Origin of the sequence: Caballeronia fortuita (assembly GCF_001544835.2) — a bacterium.
Taxonomy (GTDB): domain Bacteria; phylum Pseudomonadota; class Gammaproteobacteria; order Burkholderiales; family Burkholderiaceae; genus Caballeronia; species Caballeronia fortuita.
In genome coordinates, this window is record NZ_FCNX02000007.1 from 345,561 (window position 1) to 368,633 (window position 23,073).

General features: G+C 62.8%; 18 protein-coding genes. 2 read left to right on the forward strand and 16 right to left on the reverse strand.

Annotated elements, in window-relative coordinates:
* Positions 1-24 precede the first annotated feature (24 nt).
* From AWB77_RS16100 to coq7, 14 genes are all read right to left on the reverse strand, one after another.
* Positions 25-777 (reverse strand): cell division protein FtsQ/DivIB, encoded by a 753-nt coding sequence (locus AWB77_RS16100; RefSeq protein WP_061135436.1) that lies wholly within the window; start codon positions 775-777, stop codon positions 25-27.
* 34 nt (positions 778-811) lie between these two features.
* Positions 812-1,753: a D-alanine--D-alanine ligase gene (locus AWB77_RS16105; protein ID WP_061135437.1), complete on the reverse strand. Its 942-nt coding sequence runs from the start codon at positions 1,751-1,753 to the stop codon at positions 812-814.
* A 22-nt stretch (positions 1,754-1,775) separates the two neighbouring features.
* Positions 1,776-3,170 carry a UDP-N-acetylmuramate--L-alanine ligase gene (murC, locus tag AWB77_RS16110; protein ID WP_061135438.1) on the reverse strand — a complete coding sequence of 465 codons (1,395 nt, stop codon included), beginning with the start codon at positions 3,168-3,170 and terminating at the stop codon, positions 1,776-1,778.
* Entirely contained in the window at positions 3,171-4,289 is a 1,119-nt protein-coding gene (gene murG, locus AWB77_RS16115) for an undecaprenyldiphospho-muramoylpentapeptide beta-N-acetylglucosaminyltransferase (protein WP_061135439.1), read from the reverse strand.
* A complete protein-coding gene (gene ftsW, locus AWB77_RS16120; protein WP_061135440.1) occupies positions 4,286-5,563 on the reverse strand; it encodes a putative lipid II flippase FtsW in 1,278 nt (425 codons plus the stop codon). The genes murG and ftsW overlap by 4 nt, the downstream gene beginning before the upstream one ends.
* The gene (murD, locus tag AWB77_RS16125; RefSeq protein WP_061135441.1) at positions 5,560-7,071 is read right to left on the reverse strand and encodes a UDP-N-acetylmuramoyl-L-alanine--D-glutamate ligase; all 1,512 of its coding nucleotides are present in this window, start codon (positions 7,069-7,071) and stop codon (positions 5,560-5,562) included. Before murD ends, ftsW begins: the two co-directional genes overlap by 4 nt.
* Positions 7,072-7,119: 48 nt before the next feature.
* The gene (gene mraY, locus AWB77_RS16130) at positions 7,120-8,289 is read right to left on the reverse strand and encodes a phospho-N-acetylmuramoyl-pentapeptide-transferase (RefSeq protein ID WP_061135442.1); all 1,170 of its coding nucleotides are present in this window, start codon (positions 8,287-8,289) and stop codon (positions 7,120-7,122) included.
* Positions 8,290-8,312: 23 nt separating this feature from the next.
* A complete protein-coding gene (locus AWB77_RS16135) occupies positions 8,313-9,743 on the reverse strand; it encodes a UDP-N-acetylmuramoyl-tripeptide--D-alanyl-D-alanine ligase (protein ID WP_061135443.1) in 1,431 nt (476 codons plus the stop codon).
* Positions 9,740-11,284 (reverse strand): UDP-N-acetylmuramoyl-L-alanyl-D-glutamate--2,6-diaminopimelate ligase, encoded by a 1,545-nt coding sequence (locus AWB77_RS16140; protein ID WP_061135444.1) that lies wholly within the window; start codon positions 11,282-11,284, stop codon positions 9,740-9,742. Before AWB77_RS16140 ends, AWB77_RS16135 begins: the two co-directional genes overlap by 4 nt.
* A complete protein-coding gene (locus AWB77_RS16145) occupies positions 11,281-13,137 on the reverse strand; it encodes a peptidoglycan D,D-transpeptidase FtsI family protein (RefSeq protein ID WP_061135445.1) in 1,857 nt (618 codons plus the stop codon). The genes AWB77_RS16140 and AWB77_RS16145 overlap by 4 nt, the downstream gene beginning before the upstream one ends.
* The gene (gene ftsL / locus AWB77_RS16150; RefSeq protein ID WP_008342999.1) at positions 13,134-13,478 is read right to left on the reverse strand and encodes a cell division protein FtsL; all 345 of its coding nucleotides are present in this window, start codon (positions 13,476-13,478) and stop codon (positions 13,134-13,136) included. The genes AWB77_RS16145 and ftsL overlap by 4 nt, the downstream gene beginning before the upstream one ends.
* Complete coding sequence (gene rsmH / locus AWB77_RS16155; protein ID WP_096031142.1) at positions 13,475-14,416, reverse strand: 16S rRNA (cytosine(1402)-N(4))-methyltransferase RsmH; 942 nt, start codon at positions 14,414-14,416, stop codon at positions 13,475-13,477. The genes ftsL and rsmH overlap by 4 nt, the downstream gene beginning before the upstream one ends.
* A 28-nt stretch (positions 14,417-14,444) precedes the next feature.
* Positions 14,445-14,873, reverse strand: a complete 429-nt coding sequence (gene mraZ, locus AWB77_RS16160) for a division/cell wall cluster transcriptional repressor MraZ (protein ID WP_061135447.1) — start codon at positions 14,871-14,873, stop codon at positions 14,445-14,447.
* Between the two features lie 394 nt (positions 14,874-15,267).
* Positions 15,268-15,924: a 2-polyprenyl-3-methyl-6-methoxy-1,4-benzoquinone monooxygenase gene (gene coq7, locus AWB77_RS16165; protein WP_061135448.1), complete on the reverse strand. Its 657-nt coding sequence runs from the start codon at positions 15,922-15,924 to the stop codon at positions 15,268-15,270.
* 459 nt (positions 15,925-16,383) lie between these two features.
* On the opposite strand from coq7, the gene AWB77_RS16170 reads away from it, so the two are divergent.
* A complete protein-coding gene (locus AWB77_RS16170) occupies positions 16,384-17,559 on the forward strand; it encodes a porin (protein ID WP_061135449.1) in 1,176 nt (391 codons plus the stop codon).
* 128 nt (positions 17,560-17,687) lie between these two features.
* Here AWB77_RS16170 and AWB77_RS16175 read toward each other — a convergent pair whose 3' ends face one another.
* Together AWB77_RS16175 and AWB77_RS16180 are read right to left on the reverse strand one after the other, a co-directional pair.
* Positions 17,688-19,361 carry a long-chain fatty acid--CoA ligase gene (locus AWB77_RS16175; protein ID WP_061135450.1) on the reverse strand — a complete coding sequence of 558 codons (1,674 nt, stop codon included), beginning with the start codon at positions 19,359-19,361 and terminating at the stop codon, positions 17,688-17,690.
* A 132-nt stretch (positions 19,362-19,493) separates the two neighbouring features.
* Positions 19,494-21,575, reverse strand: a complete 2,082-nt coding sequence (locus AWB77_RS16180) for a molybdopterin-containing oxidoreductase family protein (protein WP_061135451.1) — start codon at positions 21,573-21,575, stop codon at positions 19,494-19,496.
* Between the two features lie 156 nt (positions 21,576-21,731).
* Between AWB77_RS16180 and AWB77_RS16185 the strand changes: the two genes are divergently transcribed.
* Complete coding sequence (locus tag AWB77_RS16185) at positions 21,732-22,922, forward strand: M20 aminoacylase family protein (RefSeq protein WP_061135452.1); 1,191 nt, start codon at positions 21,732-21,734, stop codon at positions 22,920-22,922.
* The last annotated feature ends 151 nt before the right edge of the window (positions 22,923-23,073 follow it).

The window sequence follows — 23,073 nt, forward strand, 5'->3', positions numbered from 1 at the left end:
CGTGCTCATGCCTGTGATGTCTGCTTACTTCTTGGCCTTGTCGGTGTCGTTGATGAAGCGCATGTTCGCGGCTCGTATGGCGAAGCCGTTCGGGTACCGCAAATCCGCATATTCGATGTCCTTACCCCAGCGTCCCGTCACGGACGGCCACGACGCGACGAAGCGCTTGCAACGCTCGTTCAGCGTGTCCTGATTGCGCTCGCGGCCAAGTTCGATCTGCGTGCCGTTCGACAGCTTCACCGTCCACGCGAAGCGCGGCGACAGCGTCACTTCGTCTGGCTTCGCGTCGAGCGGCGCGAACCACTTCTGGAAATCGTGATACCGCGCGACGACTTCCTTCGCCGTACCCTCGGGACCGTCGAACGCGGGCAGGTCGTCGTCGAGTTCGCCCTGGTTCGCCGTGAAAAGATCGCCGTCTACGCTCACCAGCTGATCGTTGCCCCACGTTCCGAGCGGCTTGTATTCCTCCAGCGTCACCGCGAGCGCATTCGGCCATACGCGCCGCACGCTCGCATGACGCACCCACGGCACCTGCTCGAACGCGGCGCGGGCCGCGTCCAGATCGACGGTGAAAAAGTTGCCTTTCAGATGGCCGACCACGCTTGCGCGCACGACCGGCGAACTGATGTGCGTCGTGTCGCCGTCGATTTGAAGCTCGCGCAGGCGAAACTCGGGACGCTGGATCGCCCAGTAACCCGCGGCGCCCAGAAGCAGCAGCACGAGCACGACGTGCAGCGCGTTGGCGGCGAGGTTGAGTTGGCGAACGTTGTTCCACATGGTTTCGCTGATTCGTGTCCTGAATGTGTTCGACCTAGTTCTTCAGCGTGAGCGACAGCACCTTCACGACGAGATCCCTGTAGCCGATGCCGACCGCGCGCGCGGCCTTCGGTGGCAGCGAGTGATCGGTCATGCCGGGCGCCGTGTTCACTTCGAGGAAATACGGGTTGCCGTCCGCGTCGAGCATGAAGTCGGCGCGGCCCCAGTCGGTGCAGCCGAGAATCTCGAATGCGCGCTTGGTCAACTGCTTCATGCGCGCTTCTTCGGCTTCGGTCAGGCCGCACGGAATCAGATACTGCGTGTCGTCGGCGACGTACTTCGCGTGATAGTCGTAGAACTCGCCCGCCGGCACGATCTTGATGACCGGCAAATCGAGATCGCCCGCGATGCAGCACGTGTACTCGCCGCCACCCTCGATACTCTTCTCGACGATCACGATCTTGTCGAACTTCGCCGCTTCCTCGAGCGCGGGCACGAGCATCTCCGCGCTCTTCACCTTGATGACCGCGACGCTCGATCCTTCGCTCGCCGGCTTCACGAAGAGCGGCAGCCCGAGCTTCGCGATGATGTCCTGCGCGCGGGCCGCATAGTCTTCGCCGCGGAAAACCGTTTCGAACGGCGGCGTCGGCACGCCGGTCTGCTGCCATACGAGCTTCGTGCGCAGCTTGTCCATGCCGAGCGCCGAGCCGAGCACGCCGCTGCCCGTGTAACGGATGCCGTAGAAATCGAGCGCGCCCTGCAGTTGCCCGTTCTCGCCATAACCGCCGTGCAGCGCGATGAACGCGCGCGCGAAACCTTGCGCCTTCAGATCGGAAAGCGGATGCGTGGCCGGATCGAACGGATGCGCGTCGATGCCTGCCTCACGCAGGCCTTCGAGCACGAGACGCCCGGAATTGAGCGAAACCTCGCGCTCGGCGGAGTTGCCACCGAGCAGCACCGCGACTTTGCCGAATACGGCCGGATCGATCTGATTCACTTGATTACTCATTGTCTTGCTCTTACTGAGGCTGCGGGTTGGCCAGCTTGCCGCATACGCCGCCGATGGAACCCGCGCCCATTGCGATCACCACGTCGCCGTTGCGCGCGATGGTCGTGACCGCGTCGGGCACTTCGTCGATGGTTTCGACGAACACCGGCTCGACCTTGCCCGCGACGCGGATCGCGCGCGCGAGCGCACGGCCGTCGGCGGCGACGATGGGCGCTTCGCCCGCCGCGTAGACATCGGTGAGCACGAGTGCATCGACCGTCGACAGCACCTTCACGAAATCTTCGAAGCAGTCGCGCGTGCGCGTGTAGCGATGCGGCTGGAATGCGAGCACGAGGCGGCGGTCTGGAAACGCGCCGCGCGCCGCCGCGATCGTCGCCGCCATTTCGACCGGGTGATGACCGTAGTCGTCGATCAGCGTGTACGCGCCTTCGCCGTTGCCCGCGCTCACTTCGCCGTAACGCTGGAAGCGCCGCCCGACGCCGTTGAACTCGGCGAGCGCACGCTGGATATCGGCATCCGCGACTTCAAGTTCAGTCGCGATGGCGATGGCCGCGAGCGCGTTCTGCACGTTGTGCGTGCCCGGCAGGTTCAGCACGATGTCGAGCGACGGCGCGTCCGCGCGCAGCGTCGTGAAATGCATGCGGCCGTTCCTCGCCTCGACGTTCACCGCGCGCACTTCGGCTTCGGCGCCCAGGCCGTAGCGGATGATCGGTTTCGACACGAACGGCAGGATTTCGCGCACGTTGGGATCGTCGACGCACAGCACCGCGATGCCGTAGAACGGCAAGCGATGCGTGAACTCGATGAACGCCTGCTTGAGCCGCGCGAAGTCGTGGCCGTAGGTGTCCATGTGATCGGCGTCGATGTTCGTGATGACTTCGATCACCGGGAAGAGATTCAGGAACGATGCGTCGGATTCGTCCGCTTCGGCGACGATGAAATCACCCGTGCCGAGCCGCGCGTTCGCGCCCGCGCTGTTCAGACGACCGCCTATCACGAAGGTCGGATCGAGCCCGCCCGCCGCCAGCACGCTCGCGACGAGCGATGTCGTCGTGGTCTTGCCGTGCGTGCCCGCGATAGCGATGCCCTGCTTCAGGCGCATGAGTTCCGCGAGCATCACGGCGCGCGGCACGATCGGCACGCGGCGATGACGCGCGGCGAGCACTTCGGGATTGTCCGCGCGCACGGCCGTCGATACGACGACCGCATTTGCGCCTTCGATGTTCTGCTCGTGATGGCCGATGTCGACGCGCGCGCCGAGTGCGCGCAGGCGCTCGGTGACCGCGCCGTTCGAGAGATCCGAGCCGCTCACGTGATAGCCGAGATTGAGCAGCACTTCGGCGATGCCGCTCATGCCCGCGCCGCCGATCCCGACGAAGTGAATATGCTTGACGATGTGTTTCATTCAGTGTGCCTCCCGAGCTTGCGCGTTCACACGCGCGCCCGCCACGTCGGCGCAAATGCTCGCGACCTTTTCAGCCGCGTCCGGTTTCGCCAGCGCGCGCGCGCGCTCGGCCATGTCCGTAAGCGATGCGCGCGACTGTGCGCGTAACCAGTCGGCGAGCTTTTGCGCCGACAAATCGCGTTGTTGTATCAGTTCAGCCGCGCCGTTCTTTGCGAGAAACGCGCCGTTGGTCGTCTGATGGTCGTCCACGGCGAACGGGAACGGCACGAAAAGCGCCGCCACGCCGACCGCCGCAATCTCCGAAACTGTCATCGCGCCCGAGCGGCAAATGACGAGATCCGCCGATGCGTACGCGCTCGCCATATCTTCGATGAACGGCACGAGTTGCAGGCTTTCGCCGCGCGCAAGGCCTGCCGCCGCATAGTTTGCTTCCAGTGCTTCGATGTGCTTCGCACCCGCCTGATGAACGATGCGCGGACGCTCGTTCGATGCGAGCATCGCGAGCGCCTTCGGCACTGTTTCGTTGAGCGCGGCGGCACCGAGACTGCCTCCGACGACGAGCACGTTCAGCGGTCCCGAACGCGCGGCGTAGCGTTCTTTGGGTGGCAAAGCGCTCGTTAGTTCCGCACGGATCGGATTACCCGTCCATTCCGCATTCGGCAGAGCATTGGGAAAGGCGACGAGCACGCGCTTCGCGAGATGCGCGAGCACCTTGTTCGCGAGTCCCGCGATGGAGTTCTGCTCGTGCAGCACGAGCGGGCAGCCCGCGAGCTTCGTCATGATGCCCGCCGGAAACGTGATGTAGCCGCCCATGCCGAGCACGACGTCCGGCTTCACGCGACGCAACGCGGCGAGACTTTGCGAACACGCGCGCAGCAGATTCACCGGCAACATCAGCTTCGTCTTGATGCCCTTGCCGCGCACGCCGCCGAAACGCACGCATTCCATCGGGATGCCGTGCTTCGGCACGAGCGCCGCTTCCATGCCGCTCGCATTGCCGAGCCACACCACGCGCCAGCCGTGCGCCTGCATCCAGTGCGCGACCGCGAGCCCCGGGAACACGTGGCCCCCGGTGCCGCCTGCCATCACCATCAAGGTGCGGTCGCGTTGCGCGGTCATACTTTTCCTCCGCGCATAAGCACCCGGTTCTCATAGTCGACACGCAGCAGCACCGCCAGCGCGACGCAGTTCAGCAAGATGCCCGAGCCGCCGTAGGAAACGAGCGGCAGCGTCAGACCTTTCGTGGGCAGCAGACCGAGATTCACGCCCATGTTGATGAACGTCTGCGCGCCGAACCAGATGCCGACACCCTTGGCCATCAAACCGGCGAACGTGCGATCGAGCGCGAGCGCCTGACGGCCGATTTCGAACGCGCGGCGCACGATCCAGTAGAACAGCAGGATCACGCAGATCACGCCGACAAAACCGAGTTCCTCGCCGATCACCGCGAGAATGAAGTCGGTATGCGCTTCCGGCAGGTAGTTGAGCTTTTCGACGCTGCCGCCGAGTCCGACGCCGAACCACTCGCCGCGCCCGAACGCGATCAGCGAGTGCGTCAACTGATAGGCCTTGCCTTGCGCGTAACGGTCGTCCCACGGATCGAGGTAAGCGAAGATCCGCTCGCGACGCCACGGCGAGGCCCACACGAGCAGCGTGAACGTGCCGACCGCCGTCGCGACGAGCCCGCCGAATAGCTTGCCGTTGACGCCGCCGAGGAAGAGCACGCCCATGGCGATGGCGGCGATCACCATGAACGCGCCCATATCCGGTTCGAGCAGCAGCAGCGCGCCGACCGCGCCAACCGCGACCGCCATCGGCAGAAAGCCCTTGCCGAAGCTGTGCATGAATTCCTGTTTGCGCACCGTGTAGTTCGCGGCGTAGATCGTCACGGCGAGCTTCATGATTTCCGACGGCTGCATGTTCGTGATGCCGAGCGGAATCCAGCGGCGCGCGCCGTTCACGCCCTTGCCGACGTGCGGAATCAGCACGATGACGAGCATCACCAGTGCGATCAGGAAGAGCTTCGGCGCGTATTTCTCCCACGTCTTGATGGGAATCTTGAACGCGATGATCGCGCCGACGAGCGCCGTCGTGATCGAAATCAGATGGCGCACGAGGAAGTGATAGTCGCGGTAGCTCGCGTACTTCGGCGAATCGGGCATGGCGATCGACGCCGAGTACACCATCACGATGCCCAGTCCGAGCAGCGAGATCATCACCCACAGCAGCGAATAGTCGTAGTCGAGCATGCGCGAGCGCGCGGGACGCACGCCGTTGACCGCGCTCGAAATGCCGCCGCGCGTGCCCGAATTCGAGCGGCCCGCGAGCGAGTCGCCCGGCATCGCGTTGCGCTGTCCGGTAAGTTTCGATCCGAAGCGTTCCGACCAGCTCATAACATCACTCCCCGTGCGGCGGCAATTTCTTCGACCGCGCCGCGAAACACGTCGGCGCGATGTGCGTAGTTCCTGAACATGTCGAGGCTCGCGCAAGCGGGCGACAGCAGCACGGCGTCGCCAGGCTCCGCGATCTTCGCGGCCGCGTTCGTCGCTTCCTCGAGCGTCGCGTGGTCCTGCAGTTCGACCTTCGTCGATGCCAGCGTCTCGCGGATGCGCGGCGCGTCGCGGCCGATCAGCATCACCGCGCGCGCCCAGCGTGCGACCGGCGCTTCGAGCGGCGAGAAGTCCTGGCCCTTGCCGTCGCCGCCGGCAATCAGCACGATGCGTTGCGCGAGACCATCGAGCGCGGCGACGGTCGCGCCCACGTTGGTGCCTTTGCTGTCGTCGACATAATCGACGCCGTCGATCTGCGCGATTACTTCGACGCGATGCGGTTCGCCGCGATATTCGCGCAAGCCATGCAGCAGCGCCGCCAGCGGCAGTTCGATTGCGCGCGCGAGAGCGAGCGCCGCAAGCGCGTTCGCCGCGTTGTGCAGACCGCGGATGCGCAACGCATCGACGGGCATCAAACGCTTCGGCACGAGGTTCGGCTCGACATCGTCCTTCTTGCGGCGACGCGACGTAACGGGCTCTTCCGATGCATCCTGATCCACGCCGACGGCCAGCCACTGCATGCCGTTATCGCGCAGCAAACCATAGTCGCCGACGTTGAGCGGTTCGTTCAGGCCGAACGTCACGACACGATGTTGCGCGACGTTCGCGGCGAGCTTCATCACGCGGCTGTCGTCGCGGTTGAGCACGCGCGTCGTGGCCGCGCCGAAGATGCGGCCCTTCGCGGCGGCGTAGGCGTCGAGCCCGCCGTGCCAGTCGAGATGGTCCTGCGTGATGTTGAGGACCGCGGCGGCATCGGGCGCGAACGTATGCGCGGTTTCGAGTTGAAAGCTCGACAGTTCGAGCACCCAGACATCGGGCAGCGCGGTCTGATCGATGGCTTCGGTCAGCTTGTCCAGCATCGCGGGGCTGATGTTGCCCGCGACCGCCACCGACTTGCCCGCGCGCTCGCACAGCAGTCCGGTGAGCGCGGTCGTCGTGGTCTTGCCGTTGGTGCCCGTGATCGCGATGACCTTCGGCGCGTAGCCGTTCGCGCCGAGCCCGGCGAGCGCCTGCGCGAAGAGTTCGAGCTCGCCCCAGACAGGAATGCCGCGCTCGTTCGCTGCCGCGATCAGCGGCGCGAGATCTGGCGCGAGCGGCGAAAGTCCCGGACTGATCGCGACGAGTTCGATGCCGTCGTCGAGCAAGGCCGGCGTGAACGCGCCGCCGACGAAATCCGCGTCGATCTTGTGGATCGCGAGTTCGGAGAGATTCGGCGGTGTTTCGCGCGTATCGGCGATTTTCAGGCGGCAACCGTGCCTGGCGCACCAGCGCGCCATCGCCAGACCGGATTCACCGAGTCCCAGCACGAGCACCATCGGACTTTGCCGACCGAAAAACTTCTCGCCAAACATCGCTTTACCTTTCCCGAAAACCTTAAAAATCGCGAAACTGCAAAAAGATCAACGCAGCTTGAGCGTCGACAGACCGAACAGGCACAACATCAACGTGATGATCCAGAAGCGCACCACCACTTGCGTTTCGGTCCAGCCGGACAGCTCGTAGTGGTGATGCAGCGGCGCCATCTTGAAGAAGCGTCGGCCTTCGCCGTAACGGCGCTTCGTGAACTTGAACCAGAAAACCTGGAGCATCACCGAGAGCGTTTCCGCGACGAACACGCCGCCCATGATGAACAGCACGACTTCCTGACGGACGATCACCGCGATCGTGCCGAGCGCGCCGCCGAGCGCGAGCGCGCCGACATCGCCCATGAAGACCTGCGCGGGGTGCGTGTTGTACCAGAGAAACGCGAGTCCGGCGCCCCCCATTGCGGAACAAAAGATCAAAAGCTCGCCCGCGCCTGGAATGTGCGGGAACAACAGGTACTTCGAATAGACCGATGAACCCATCACGTAGGCGAACGCGCCGAGCGACGCGCCCACGAGCACGACGGGCATGATGACGAGACCATCGAGGCCGTCGGTGAGATTCACCGCGTTGCTCGATCCGACGATGACGAAGTACGTCATCGCAATGAAGCCCCACACGCCGAGCGGATACGTGATCGACTTGAGGAACGGCAGCATCAGGTCGGCGCGCGCGGGCAGGCCCATCGAGAGACCGCTTCTCACCCACGCCATGAAGAGATCGAAGACGCGCGCGTTGTTCGCTTCGGAGACCGAAAACGCGAGATAGACCGCTGCGAAGAGACCGATCACCGATTGCCAGAAATACTTCTCGCGCGACGACATGCCCCGCGGATCCTTGTGCACGACCTTGCGATAGTCATCCACCCAGCCGATGACGCCATAGCCGAACGTGACGAGCATCACGATCCACACGAAGCGGTTCGTGAGATCGGCCCACAGCAGCGTGGATATGGCGATGCCCATGAGGATCAGCACGCCGCCCATCGTCGGCGTGCCGGATTTGACGAGGTGCGTCTGCGGTCCGTCCTTGCGCACGGCCTGACCGACCTTCAGCGCGGTCAGCTTGCGGATGACCCACGGGCCGCAGACGAGACCGATCAAAAGCGCCGTCGCCGTGGCACCCACGGCGCGGAACGTAATGTAGGTGAACACGCGCATGAAGCTGGCGTCATTCTGAAGCCATTGCGCGAGTGCGAGTAGCATGCTGGTCCTTCTCTTTCAGTGAATCAATGAGCCGCGGGCGCAGTGCCCGCGGCGGGTTGTTGTGAACTCGTCAGGGCATCGACCACGCGCTCCATCTTCATGAAGCGCGAGCCCTTGGCGAGATACGTGGCCTTGTTGCCGTAAGCGGCGGATTCGAGGGCAGCGAGCAGTTCGCCGACGTCGGCAAAATGCTGCGCGGTTTGCTTCGATGCCGCGGCGTTGAATGCGTTCACCGAATCGACACTCGCCGCGCCAAGCGCGAAAAGTGCATCGATGCCGCGCTCCGCCGCATACGCGCCGACTTCGCGATGAAACGCCGGACCTTCTTCGCCGACTTCGCCCATGTCGCCCATCACGAGCACGCGCGGCGATGCTTGCGATGCGAGCACGTCGATGGCGGCGCGCATCGAATCGGGATTCGAGTTGTACGTGTCGTCGATGACGGTCGCGCCCGCAAGCGCGCCGAGCGTCGCGCGCTTCACCTGCAAGCGGCTTTTCACCGGCTGAAACGCTTCGAGTCCGCGCTTGATCGCGTCGAGCGAAACGCCTGCGGCAAGCGCGGCCGAAGTTGCCGCCATCGCGTTGCGCGCGTTGTGCTCGCCGAGCACGTTCAGCGCGATATCGAGCGCGCCCTGCGGCGTATTCATGCGAACCGTCGTGCCTTCGAGCGTGCCGGTGACGGCGGCTTTCGAGGCATCGCCGGTCAGCGCGAAATCGATGATCGCGTTGCCGGTCGCGGCCGTGCGCCAGAAGACGGCGTATTGATCGTCGGCGGGAAAGACGGCGGTGCCCGTTTCACCCAGCGCGTGAATGACCGACGCGTGTTCGAGCGCGACCGCTTCGACCGTGGCCATGAATTCCTGATGCTCGCGCTGCGCGTTGTTGACGACGGCGACATCCGGCGCGGCGATCTTGCCGAGAATTTGCGTTTCGCCCGGATGGTTCATGCCGAGCTCGACGACCGCGAGCTTGTGCGATGCGTTCAGACGGAACAGCGTGAGCGGCAGGCCGATGTCGTTGTTGAAGTTGCCCGCCGTCGCGAGCCGAGCGTCTTCCCCGACCGCCGCCGCGAAAATCGACGCGATCATCTCCTTGACCGTGGTCTTGCCGTTGCTGCCCGTGACCGCGACGAGCGGCATCGTGAAGCGCGCGCGCCAGCCGTGCGCCAGCGCACCGAGCGCCGCGCGGGTGTCCTTTACCTTGATGACAGGAAGCGGCCAGGCATCGGCATTGCTCGGATCGCGTGACATGAGCGCCGCAGCCGCGCCGCTCTTCGCAACCTGATCGAGGAAATCATGCGCATCGAAGCGGTCGCCCTTCACGGCTACGAACAGGTCGCCCGCCTGCACGCCGCGGCTATCCGTGACGATTCGTTCGATGGCGGCGTCGGCGTTGCCTTCGATGCTCGCGCCGGGAATCAGCGCGGCGGCTTCGCGCAGCGTGAACATCGTCATTCGCCACCTCCGCGCTGCTGCGTGGCGCGTGCGGCAAGCGCGAGGCGCGCGTGATCCTGATCGGAGAATGCGCGCTTCTTGCCCATGATTTCCTGCGTGGCTTCGTGCCCCTTTCCAGCGAGCACGACGACATCTTCGCGCGCGGCGCTTCGGATTGCCTGCAAAATCGCGCTCGCGCGATCTTCGATTCGGCGCGCCTTCGCGGCGTCGCTCATGCCTGCCGCGATCTGGTTGATGATCGACATGGGTTCTTCGCTGCGCGGGTTGTCGCTCGTGATGACGACCTGATCGGCGAGACGCTCGGCGATTTCGCCCATCAACGGGCGCTTGGTCGCATCGCGGTCGCCGCCGCAGCCGAACATGCAGACGAGCTCGCCGCCGCGCGCCTTCGCGATCGGGCGCAGCGCGGCGAGCGTCTTGTCGAGCGCGTCGGGCGTGTGCGCGTAATCGATCACGACGAGCGGCTCGTCGCTCTGCACGCGCCCGCCGAGACGCTCCATGCGGCCGTTGACCGATTCGAGCTTTTCGATGCGCGCGATCGCGGCATCGAACGGCACGCCGACTTCGAGCAGAACGCCAAGGACCGACAGCAGATTGCTCACGTTGAACGTGCCGAGCGTGCCGACTTCGACATCGGCTTCGCCCCAGTCCGACGACAAGTGAAACGCGGTGCCGGTCGCCGTCGCGCGAACCTGCGTCGCGAGCAGCAGCGCGTCGGCGCTGGGCGTAGCATCGGCGGACATTTCGACGCCGTATGCGATCGTGCGAACCTTGCCGCGCAGCGATTCGATCAAACGCTGGCCGGCGGCGTCGTCGCGATTGACGATTGCGGTCTTGAGCGTCGGCCAGGAAAAGAGACGCGCCTTCGCGGCCTCGTAGGCGTCGAAGGTGCCGTGGTAATCGAGATGATCCTGCGTGAGATTCGTGAAGATGGCGATGTCGAAATCGACGCCGTTCACGCGGCCCTGGTGCAGCGCGTGCGACGACACTTCCATCGCGACACCTTCCGCGCCCTGCGCCTTCAGTTGTGCGAGACTGCGCTGCAACTGCGGTGCGTCGGGCGTGGTGAAGCCGCTATGCACGAGCTTGCCCGGCATGCCGATGCCAAGCGTGCCGACAATCGCGCACGGACGGCCGAGCGCGGAAAGCACAGTCGCGATCCACTGACTGCACGAAGTCTTGCCGTTCGTGCCCGTCACGCCGACGGTCAGCATCGACGCGGTCGGCTCGCCATACCATGCGGACGCAATCGGACCGGCGAGTTCGTTCAACGCCTTCACGGCGAGCGTCTTCGCCGCGTCCGGCTTGCCCGCAAAATTCTCCGGCTGATACAGCGCGGCGGCGGCGCCGGCAGCTAGCGCTGCATCGAGATACGGACGGTTGTCCGCGCCGTCGACGGCGTAAGCCAGAAATACGTCGCCGTTTTTGAGCGAGCGCGTGTCGGCGTGCAATTGCGCCTCGGGCTGCGCGTGGGCGCGCAACCATTGAACGGCTTGTGTTACGTCCTTTTGCATCTTGCTCTGGCGGGCTTGCGCGCTCATCGCACGACTCCCGGGTGCGTCTTCGTATTGCTCGATACCGCGACCTTTTTCGCGACATTTGCGTTGTTCGTGTTCGCCGGCTGCCGAGCGGCCGGTTGCGCGGGGGAGTTCGAATCGTCGGTCACGACCATCTGCTTGACCGGCATGTCGGGCGGCACGTTGAGCGCGCGAAGCGTATCGCCGACGATGCCCGAAAACACCGGACCCGACACCTGACCGCCGAAGTGGCTGCCGACCGTCGGTTCGTCGACGGAAACGGCCACGACGACGCGCGGATTCGGCATCGGCGCCATGCCGACGAACGACGCGCGGTACTTCGAATGGTCGTAGCCGTGGCCGCCGTGCTTGTACGCCGTGCCCGACTTGCCGCCGACGCGATAGCCCGGCACCGCCGCATCCGGCGACGTGCCGCCCTTCGCCGTCACGGTTTCGAGCATCGCGCGCACCTGACGCGCGGTCGTCGGCGCGAACACCTGCTGACCGAGCGGCGGTTGATCGTTGGGCGTGCGGAAAATCGAGACAGGCAAAATGGTTCCGTCATTGGCGATCGCGGTGTAGGCGCGCGCGAGCTGAAACAGCGATGCGGACAGGCCGTAACCGTAGGACATCGTCGCTTGCTCGATGCGCCGCCAGCTTTTCCACGGCCGCAGACGTCCGGTCACGGCGCCCGGAAAACCGACTTTCGGCGCCTGACCGAGCCCGATGCTCGTGTACATGTTCCACATTTCTTCAGGACGCAATTGCATCGCAATTTTGGTCGCGCCGATATTGCTCGACTTCTGAATCACGCCGCCGACGGTGAGCGTGCCGAAACCGGAATCGTCCGTGATCCGCGCGCCGTCGAGCACGAACACGCCGCCGCCCGTTTCCACGAGCGTATTCGGCGTCACCCGATGCAGATCGAGCGCGAGCGAAACGGTGAACGGCTTCATGATCGAGCCTGGCTCGAAAGTGTCCGTGAGGATGCGGTTGCGCAACTGCTCGCCGGTCATGCGAGAGCGGTCGTTCGGGTTGTACGTGGGATAGTTGACGAGCGCGAGCACCTCGCCCGTTTTCACGTCGATCACGATCGCCGCGCCTGCCTTCGCCTTCGATTTCTCGACGGCCGCCTTCAGGTTCGTGTACGCGATGTACTGAATCTTGCTGTCGATCGAGAGTTCGACGTCCGTACCATTGTGCGGCACGACCTGTTCGTCGACGTCCTCGACGATGTGGCCCATGCGGTCCTTGATGACGCGGCGCATGCCCGGCGTGCCGGCGAGGACGCCTTGGTCGCCGAGTTCGACGCCTTCCTGTCCCTTGTCCTCAATATTAGTAAAGCCGATCAGGTGCGCGGTGATTTCGCCTTCCGGATAGAAGCGCTTGTATTCGCCGCGCGAATAGATGCCGGGAATGTCGAGCGCCGCGACCTTTTGCGCGACTTCGAGCGACACCTGACGCTTCACGTAGACGAAGGTCTTGTCCATCGAGAGCTTTGCGCGCAGTTCTTTCTCCGGCATCTCGAGCAGCTTCGACAATTGCGCGAACTTCTCAGCGCCGAGATCGTTCGGCACGGCCTCGGGAATCGCCCAGATGGCCTTGACCGGCAGGCTCGTCGCGAGCACGAGACCGTTGCGGTCGCGAATCTGCCCGCGCGTCGCAGGCATTTCGAGCGTGCGCTGATAGCGGCTTTCGCCCTGCTTCTTGAAGAACGCGTTGCCCGGACCCTGAATCCAGAATGCGCGACCGGCGAGAGCGACGAATGCCATGAAAAGCAGGAAGACGACGAATTTCGAGCGCCACATCGGCAAACGCACGGCGAGGAGCGGGTTCGGCGTGTGAGCGACGTCTTTCTGCTTCGCGGATTTTTTCATCGCTTGGCTCCGCGAGCAGGCGGCGCCGACGCGGGCAGCGGCGGCGGCATGGGTGCGTCGGCGGCCTTGTTGGCGGCCGTGTCGTAGGTGAGATATTGCGTGCGGCCGGTCGTCACGGGCTGCATCTTCAGTGAGTTAGTGGCCAATTGCTCGATGCGCGATGTCTTCGACAGCGCGCTTTGCTGGTACTGCAACTGCGCGTAATCCTGCTGAAGCTGGCGCTCCTGCGATTGCGCCCGCTGCAGGTCGATGAAGATCTCCCGCTGCTGGTTGGTGGAGCTGACGACCGACAGCGCGCACCCCAGCACGATGATGAGCAGGAAGATATTGAGACGGTTCATGGCGCGATCCGCTCAGCGATACGCATCACGGCGGAACGGGCGCGCGGATTGTCGGCAACTTCGGCATCGCTCGGAAACACGCGGCCGACCACGCGCAGCGGCGGGCTGGGCAGATCGACCGCGCGGATCGGCAAGCGACGGTCCACCGCTGGCGCGCTCGCGTGCGCCTGCATGAACCGCTTGACGATCCGGTCTTCGAGTGAATGAAAGCTGATCACGACCAGCCGCCCCCCTTGCTCCAACAATGCCAACGCCGATTCGAGTACTACCTGCAGCTCCGCAAGCTCTTGATTGACGTGAATCCGTATAGCTTGAAAGGTGCGAGTTGCCGGGTCCTTGCCCTTTTCACGGGTTTTGACGACGTGACCCACGATTTCGGCAAGCTCGCGCGTGCTGTCGAGAGGCCCAAGACGGTCGGACTCTGCCCTGCGAGCAACAAGCGCCTTTGCAATCTGAAAAGCAAACCGTTCTTCCCCATAATCTCTGATGACCTCCGTGATTTCCTGCACCGTGGCCCGCGCGAGCCACTCAGCCGCCGACTCGCCGCGAGTCGGATCCATCCTCATGTCGAGCGGACCTTCTGCGCGGAAGCTGAAGCCGCGCTCCGGGTCGTCCACCTGCGGCGACGACACGCCAAGATCCAGCAACACGCCCGACACCCGCCCCACCCCGCGTTCCTTCGCTGCATCGCGCAACGCCGCGAAACTGTCATGCACGATCGAGAAACGCGAGTCCTGAATCTGTTGCGCCGTGGCGATCGCGAGAGGATCCTTGTCGAAGGCAATCAGGCGCCCCGCATCGGCCAGTCGCTGCAAAATCGCCCGGCTATGACCGCCGCGTCCGAACGTGCCATCTATATAGATGCCGTCCGCGCGCGTGATCAGTCCGTCTACCGCTTCGTTCAGCAGCACCGTGCGATGCTGCAATTCATTTCCCATCGCAGGAGCCATGTTGTTCAGCGCCGCGTCAGAAAGTGAAATTCTTCAGCGCTTCGGGCATGCCCTGCGCCATCGCCGCGGCTTCCTTCGCCGCGTAAGTCTGCGAATCCCACAACTCGAAGTGCGCGCCCATGCCGAGCAGCGTCACTTCTTTTTCCAGCGACGCGGCAGCGCGCAGCTCGGGCGACACCAGCACGCGCCCGTTGCCGTCGAGTTCGACATCCATTGCGTTACCGAGAAAGATGCGCCGCCACCACATGGCTTCCATCGGAAGCGCGGCGACCTTGGCGCGAAAGACTTCCCACTCCGGGCGGGGAAAAAGCAACAGGCATCCATCCGGGCTCTTCGTGAGCGTCACCCGGCCTTCTGCCTGCCCTTGCAGCGCATCCCGATAGCGAGACGGAACCGACATCCGTCCTTTCGCATCGAGCGTCAGCGCCGACGCCCCTTGGAACACTCGCCCTTCTCCCCGTTGCGGACGTCCACCACGACGTCCGTCCCTCTACCGTTTTGCTCGAAAATGGGTTGTGAATCACACAAAAGACCACTTTCTCACACTGTCTCCCACTTTAGAGGAAGGCATTTCCTCGGTCAAGACGCGTACCTTTTTTTCGAGTGCTTTTTATTTGCTAGAACAAGGACTTAGCGAAGGAGCTTGAAGTGACGGAGAAAGAGAAAACCGTTATGAATTAGAGAGCTAGTGCGGGATGTGAAGGTACTACGTGAAATGAGCAGGCGAAATGAGGGAAATGTAACGGTTCTTACGGCGGCTTCGTGGTCTGCTGGTGGGTTTTGGGGGATAGATACAGCGTTCGCCCCCGACGCGCGATCGGCAGGGGCGAAACATCGAACTATAAGTAATACGCGGTACGCGTCATGACCTTCGATGCGACGCGCATCAGCGCTCGAACCGGAAACGGCACTTCACTGGCGCCTGCGCCAATTGCGGCAGCGGCGTGCGCGCTTTCATCCTGGCGCATCTGCTCGACGATCGCGCGGGACGCATGATCGTTCGCGGGCAGAGTCTTCATGTGGCCATCGAGATGTTGCTCGACCTGGCGCTCCGTTTCCGCCATGAAGCCAAGGCTCGCGCGATCGCCGAAGCGCCCAGCGACGAAGCCGATTGCGAGCGCACCCGCGTACCAGACGGGATTCAACAGACTTGGCCGCGATTCGAGATCTTTCAGGCGCGTGGACGTCCAAGCAAGATGATCTTCCTCTTCGCGAGCCGCTTGCTCGAAGCTCGCCTTCAGTTCCGGAGAGTTGGTGGCGAGTTTTTGCGCCTGATAAAGCGCCTGAGCGCAAACTTCGCCCACATGATTCACGCGCATCAGGCCGGCCGAATGCGCGCGCTCTTTGTCGGTGAGTTCCGATTCCTGCGCCATAAGGCTGCTTTGAGCGTCCGCGCCCGGAATCGTCGATTCGGGAATCGGTCTCGACATGCGGCTCACGCCGGTCATGGAACGCAAACCTCGATCGAACTCGCTGATGACTTCATCGAGCGTCATGGTGTCACCTCTCTCCGTGATCCGCGGTCGAGCATGGGCGTTGATTGGTCATCAGACCGGTTCAGCGCACGCTCGACGGAAAACCCGGATTTTATCGCACATCGACTAGTGGCGAGGCCTCGCAGCCTTGCCTGGATTGGCATTCGACCGAGGGGCGACCGTTGCCGTCAGGCTGTTTTATGCGAGTCCGCATCATCCTGAAACGAACCTTCTGAAGCACTCGCTTTCGTAATTAGGGCAAACACGGGTCGCAAAAATCCTGCAAAACCAACATTTTAGCGCCTGTTGCGTAAACGTCACATGAGTCGGCCGGACCGCCCCCTTTTCCTTTGTCCGCCAAAGTCTCTTTGTTACATTACGTGTCACCTTCGTTAAGAAGCCGGCAGGGACCGTCAACACACTGGCGCTAAGAACAGTGACCTTGCCAAAAGTCGCAAACACTCCTTGGAGATCTATTCAATGAAAAAGTCGCTTCTCGCTCTCGCCGCATTGGGCGCTTTCGCGGGCGCCGCACATGCACAGAGCAGTGTGACGCTGTACGGCATCATCGACGCAGGCTTCGCCTACAACAACAACAGCAACGGCCAAAAGCTGTACGCCATGAACAGCGGCAACCTGCAAGGCAGCCGTTGGGGCCTGCGCGGCACGGAAGACCTCGGTGGCGGTCTGAAGGCCATCTTCGTGTTGGAAAACGGCTTTAACGTGTTCAACGGCCAGTTGGGCCAAGGCGGCGACATGTTCGGCCGTCAGGCTTATGTCGGTCTGGGTTCGACGCAATTCGGTACGGTCACTCTGGGTCGCCAGTACGACTCCGTGGTCGACTACACGGGCGCGTTCGAAGTCGGTAGCCAGTGGGCGTCGTACTTCGGTGCGCATCCGGGCGACCTGGACAACATGAACAACTCGAATCGCGTGAACAACGCGATCAAGTACACGAGCGCAAACTACGCCGGCTTCACGTTCGGCGGCCTGTATAGCCTCGGCGGCCAGGCTGGCCAGTTCAACCGCAACCAGATCTGGTCGGTTGGTCTCGGCTACTCGCAAGGCCCCCTGCAGTTGGGCGCGGGCTACTTGAACGTCAAGGACCCGAACTACTCGTTCTTCGGCAACAACGCAACGAGCCGCGCAGCGACGACGACGCCTTCGGCTTCGAACATGTCGAGCCGCGTTTACTCGGGCTTCGCATCGGCCAAGACGCAGCAAGTCATCTCGGCTGGCGGTGCTTACACGTTCGGCGCAGCGACCATCGGCGCGACGTATAGCAACACGCAGTTCAAGGACGTGAACAACGAAGCCGGCGCTGGTCTGAACCCGGCTGGCTACACGGGCGGTTCGGGCAAGTTCCACAACGCCGAAATCAACTTCAAGTATCAGCTGACCCCGGCGCTGCTGCTGGGCGTGGCATATGACTACACGAAGGGTTATGGCCTGACGGATGCCAAGTACCACCAAGGCATGCTGGGCGCGGACTACTTCCTGTCGAAGCGCACGGACGTGTACATCGACGGTATCTATCAGCACGCAAGCGGCACGGACTCGACGAACCGCACGGCAGTTGCGAACATCAACGGCCTGTCGCCGTCGACGACGTCGAACCAGGTTGCTGCTGTCGTCGGCATCCGCCACAAGTTCTAATAAGGTCGTAACAAAGCAGTACGCTCTGAAAGGCGCCTTCGGGCGCCTTTTTTTCGTTCGGTGCGGCCAGAAAAAAAGCCTTCGTGTCTCACGACACGAAGGCTTTCGCGCTTTCGACGAAGCGAACGCTACGCGCGCCCGTCGCGCAATTCGCGCCGCAAAATCTTGCCGACATTGCTCTTCGGCAACTCGCTACGGAATTCGATCATGCGCGGACGTTTATAACCCGTGAGCCGCTCCTTGCAGAACGCGATGACATCGGCCTCCGTCAGGCTCAGATCCTTGCGCACGATGAAGAGCTTCACCGCTTCGCCGGATGTCTGGTCCTTCACGCCCACCGCCGCGACTTCGAACACGCCGGGCAGCATCGCGACGACATCTTCGATTTCGTTCGGATAAACATTGAAGCCCGACACGAGAATCATGTCCTTCTTGCGATCGACGATCTTCACGTAGCCGCGCTCGTCCAGCACGCCGACATCGCCCGAGCGGAAGAAGCCGTCCGCGGTCATCACCTTCGCCGTTTCGTCGGGACGATTCCAGTAGCCCGCCATCACCTGCGGGCCGCGAATGCAGATTTCGCCGGGCTGGCCGAGCGGCACTTCGTTGTTGTCGTCGTCGCGAATAGAGATTTCCGTCGACGGCATCGGCAAGCCGATCGTGCCGGTGTATTCGGTCGCCGTCACCGGATTGCAGGTGACGCACGGAGACGTTTCCGACAGGCCGTAACCCTCGACGATCGGCACGCCCGTCGCCGCAAACCAGCGCTTCGCGACCGCCTCCTGAACGGCCATGCCGCCGCCGTTCGCCGCGATGAGTTTCGAAAAATCGAGCTTGCTGAAGTCGGGATGATTGAGCAGCGCGTTATAGAGCGTGTTGACCGCCGGGAACGTGTTGATCGGAATGCCCTTTAGCTCCTTGATCGTCCCGGCGATATCGCGCGGATTCGGAATCAGCACGCCGAGGCCGCCGGTGCGGATCGTGAGCATGCCGCAAACCGTCAGCGCGAAGATGTGATACAGCGGCAGCGCGACCACGCAGACGAACTGATCGATGTCAGGGCGGCGCTTGCGGGCCGGGTCGAGCCAGACTTCCGACTGCAGCGTGTTCGCGATCAGATTGCGATGCGTGAGCGTCGCGCCCTTCGCGACGCCAGTCGTGCCGCCGGTGTATTGCAGAAACGCAACGTCGTCGGGATTCTGCGTCACCGGCTGGAGCGTGGCGCGGCCGCCTTCGCTGAGCGCGTCGTTGAAGCGAACGCTGCCTGGCAGATTCCACTCCGGCACCATCTTCTTCACGCTGCGTACGACGAAGTTGACCAGAAGCCCCTTCAAACCCATGAGATCGCCCATCGCCGCGACAACCACGTGCTTGATTGCCGTGTTCGCGACCACCGCCTGCAACGTGCCGGCGAAATTCTCAAGAATGACGATCGCTTCCGCGCCGCTGTCCTTGAGCTGGTGTTCGAGTTCGCGCGGCGTGTAGAGCGGATTGACGTTGACGACGATATAGCCCGCGCGCAGGACCGCCGCGATCGCGATCGGGTATTGCAGGACGTTGGGCATCATCAGTGCGACGCGCGCGCCGGGCTTCATCCCACGCTTCTGGAACCACGCTGCCAGCTTTCTCGACATGGCGTCGAGTTCGGCATACGTGATCGACTGGCCCATGCACATAAACGCGCGGCGATCGCGATTCGCGCGAAAACTGTCTACGAGCAGCTCGGAAACCGACCGATACGCAGATGCGTCGATCTCCGCAGGCACGCCGGCCGGGTAGGACTTCAGCCAGGGTTTCTCCATACGGCGTCTCCTTTATTTGATTTTAGAATGATCGTGCGGAAACGAGATCCTAGCTTTTCGTCCGGTTCGCGGCAATCCGGTTAGACGCCTTCTACCAGACTCCTTCGAGCCGGCCTTTACTCCAACTAAACATCAAGCGATCAACTTGACTTCCACCAGGCAATCATAGAAAGTCGCCGAGCCCCCGAGGTCGGTCAACGCCTGACTCGTCACCTCATTGGCATTGCGGCCGTCAGGCGACAACTTCTTCCACCAGATCGACAATCCGACGACGACGCCCTCGCGCGCACGTTCGGTCACGCGGGCGCGCGCCTGCATCGAACCGCGATCGTTGAAGATGCGGACCAGCGCGCCATCGACGATTGCACGCGCTTCGGCATCGGCGGGATGAATGTCCAGATGCGGTTCGCGCTCCGCCGCGCGCAGGCTTTCGATGTTGACGAAACTGCTGTTCAGGAAGTTGCGCGCAGGTGGCGAAATCATCGCAAGCGGATAGCGGGCGGCCAGTTCCGGTGAGCCGTCCGCGGACTCGTAGGGCGGCAGGTAATCGGGTAATGGATCGAGACCTTCGCGCTCCAGGCGCTCGCTGTAGAACTCGCATTTTCCGGACGGCGTGCGGAATCCGCCTTCGGCCAGCGGCGCCTCGGCGATGTCGAGCTTCAGCCAGCCGGACGCCTTGAGCGTGTCCCAGCTCTGTCCTTCGAGCGTGCGTTCGTTCCAGCGAAAAGCCGTCGACGCGATCTGTTCGTCGGTTTCGAAAAGCGCGGGTTCGGTGAGGCCCATCGCGCGCGCGAGACCGCGAAAAATCTCCGTATTCGGACGCGCTTCGCCGACAGGCGGAATCGCCGGCAGATTCGCCATCACGTGCGTGTGGCCGTACGATTTGTGGACATCGAGATGCTCGAGTTGCGTAGTCGCCGGGAAGATGAGGTCTGCGTAATCCGCCGTATCTGTCTGGAAGTGTTCGAGCACGATCGTGAACAGATCGTCCCGTCCGAAACCTGCCGCGACCTTCGCCGAGTCCGGCGCAACCGCGACGGGATTCGAGTTGTAGACGATCAGCGCTTCAATCTTCGGTCCGAACGTCGCGTCGCCCGGATGCAGCAGCGCATCGCCGATCGCGTTCATGTTGATCGCGCGCGGCATCTTCGACGGCCAGTCCGGCAACAAATCGGGACGCTCGAGGGCGCTTCCGTCAATGGGCGCCCATCCCGATGAGGAAAGCAGCAGGCCGCCGGCGCGCTCGCGCCAGGCGCCCGTCAACGACGGCAAACATGCGATCGCGCGCACGGCGTTACCGCCCCCGCGCACACGCTGCATGCCGTAATTGAGGCGAATCGCTGCTTTCTTCGTTGATCCGAACGCGCGCGCAAGTTCGATGACCACACGTTCGTCGATGCCGCAGATCTGCGCCACGCGCGAAGCCGGATATTTCGCCGCGCGCGCAGCCAGTTCTTCGAAGCCGACGGTGTGCGCGCTGACATAGTCGTGATCGATGAAATTCTCGCGGATGAGCACGTCGATCATGCCAAGCGCCAACGCTGCGTCAGTACCGGGGCGCAGCGCGATATGTTGATGGCACTTCTCCGCCGTAAGCGACTTGTACGGATCGATCGCGATCAGCTTCGCCCCGCGTCGCTTCGCTTCCTGGGCGCGCGTCCAGAAATGCAGGCTGGACGCGATCGGATTCGCGCCCCATATCAGAATGACCTCACTCTCTTCGTAGAACTCCGAGTGCATGCCGATGCTTGCACCGTAGGTGTAGCGCAAACCGGCCGCGCCCGCGGCGGCGCAAATCGTGCGCTCGAGCCGCGATGCACCGAGCACGTTGAAGAATCGCGCGGCGATGCTTTCGCCTTGCACGAGGCCCATCGTGCCCGCGTAGCTATAGGGGACGATCCCCTCGGGTGCGCGCTGCGCGATCGGCAGCAGGCGTTGGGCCGCGAGTCGCAATGCCTCGTCCCATCCGATCGGCTCGAATCGACCTTCGCCTTTTTTGCCGATTCGCCGCAATGGCGTCAGGAGACGGTCCTTGTGATGCGTGCGCTCGGCATAGCGCGTGACCTTTGTGCACAGCACGCCTTGAGTCGGCGGATGATCGGGGTCGCCGCTGATCTTGACCGCTTTGCCGTCCTTTACGGTGACGCGCATCGCGCACGTATCGGGGCAATCGTGAGGGCAGACGGCTCGGGCAAACTCGGCTGGAGCGTTCATCGGGAATCCGGTACTCGAATAAATGCGGCAGATGACGCGATTCTATTACGGCCACTATGCGATCGACCGTCCGATGCAGCAAATAGTGGCGACGTAGAATGTAAATATTGGCGCTGTCAATGTGCGCAGTCCGAATTTAACGTGAGAGCAGTTCAAATGAATCTGATCCCGGAAATCGAAGCATCACACGACGAAATCAAAACGCTCCGACGAACGATCCATGCCCACCCCGAGCTGCGTTATGAAGAGGTCGGCACCGCAAAACTGGTTGCCGATTGCCTCGAACGTTGGGGAATCGAGGTGCATCGTGGATTGGGCAAGACAGGCGTCGTCGGTGTGCTGAAGCGCGGCACGAGCAGCACATCGGTCGGGCTGCGCGCGGATATGGACGCGCTGCCCATTCAGGAACTCAATACGTTCGGACATCGTTCGACGAACGACGGTCGAATGCACGCCTGCGGCCACGATGGCCATACCGCGATGCTGCTCGGCGCGGCGAAACATCTGGCCGAACACGGCAAGTTCGATGGGACAGTCGTCTTCATCTTCCAACCGGCCGAAGAAGGCGGCGCGGGGGCGAAGGCTATGATCCAGGATGGTCTCTTCGAACGATTCCCTGTCGATGCGGTGTTCGGGATTCACAACTGGCCGGGAATCCCCGCGGGGCACTTCGGCGTGATCGAAGGGCCGATCATGGCCTCGAGCAACGAGTTTCGCATTACTGTTCGCGGGACCGGGTCGCATGCAGCCCTTCCGCATAACGGGCGCGATCCAGTTTTCACGGCTGTCCAGATCGCGAACGGTTTGCAGGGCATCATCACGCGGAACAAAAAACCGATCGATACCGCGGTGCTCTCGATAACGCAGATCCACGCGGGAGAAGCCGCGAACGTGGTACCCGATATTGCGTGGCTCGGCGGAACCGTGCGGACGTTCACAGTGGCGACTCTCGATTTGATCGAGGAACGGATGCGCAAAATCGTCGAAGCAACGGCGGCTGCCTATGACTGCGAGGTGGAGATGTACTTCCACCGAAACTATCCGCCGACAATCAATTCAGCCAAGGAAGCGAGATTCGCCGCCGAGGTGATGGCGGAAATCGTAGGCAAGGATAAGGTCAACAACGCTGTCGAGCCGACGATGGGTGCGGAGGACTTCTCGTTCATGCTGCTCGAGAAGCCCGGATGTTATGCGTTTCTCGGTAACGGCGATGGCGGTCATCGTGAGCAAGGGCATGGTGTGGGGCCCTGCATGCTGCACAATGCCAGTTATGACTTCAACGATGATCTGTTATCGATCGGGTCGTCTTATTGGGTGCGCTTGGCGGAGAGGTTTTTGCCTCGTTAATCGTGTCGCTTGAGCGGCGGACGCTTCGCTGCATCGCTACTGTGCCGCCTCAACGCAAAAACCCCACCTTTGTGGGGGTGGGGTTTTTGTTTGGAGCATGAGGAGCCTGACGATTACCTACTTTCACACGGGAATCCGCACTATCATCGGC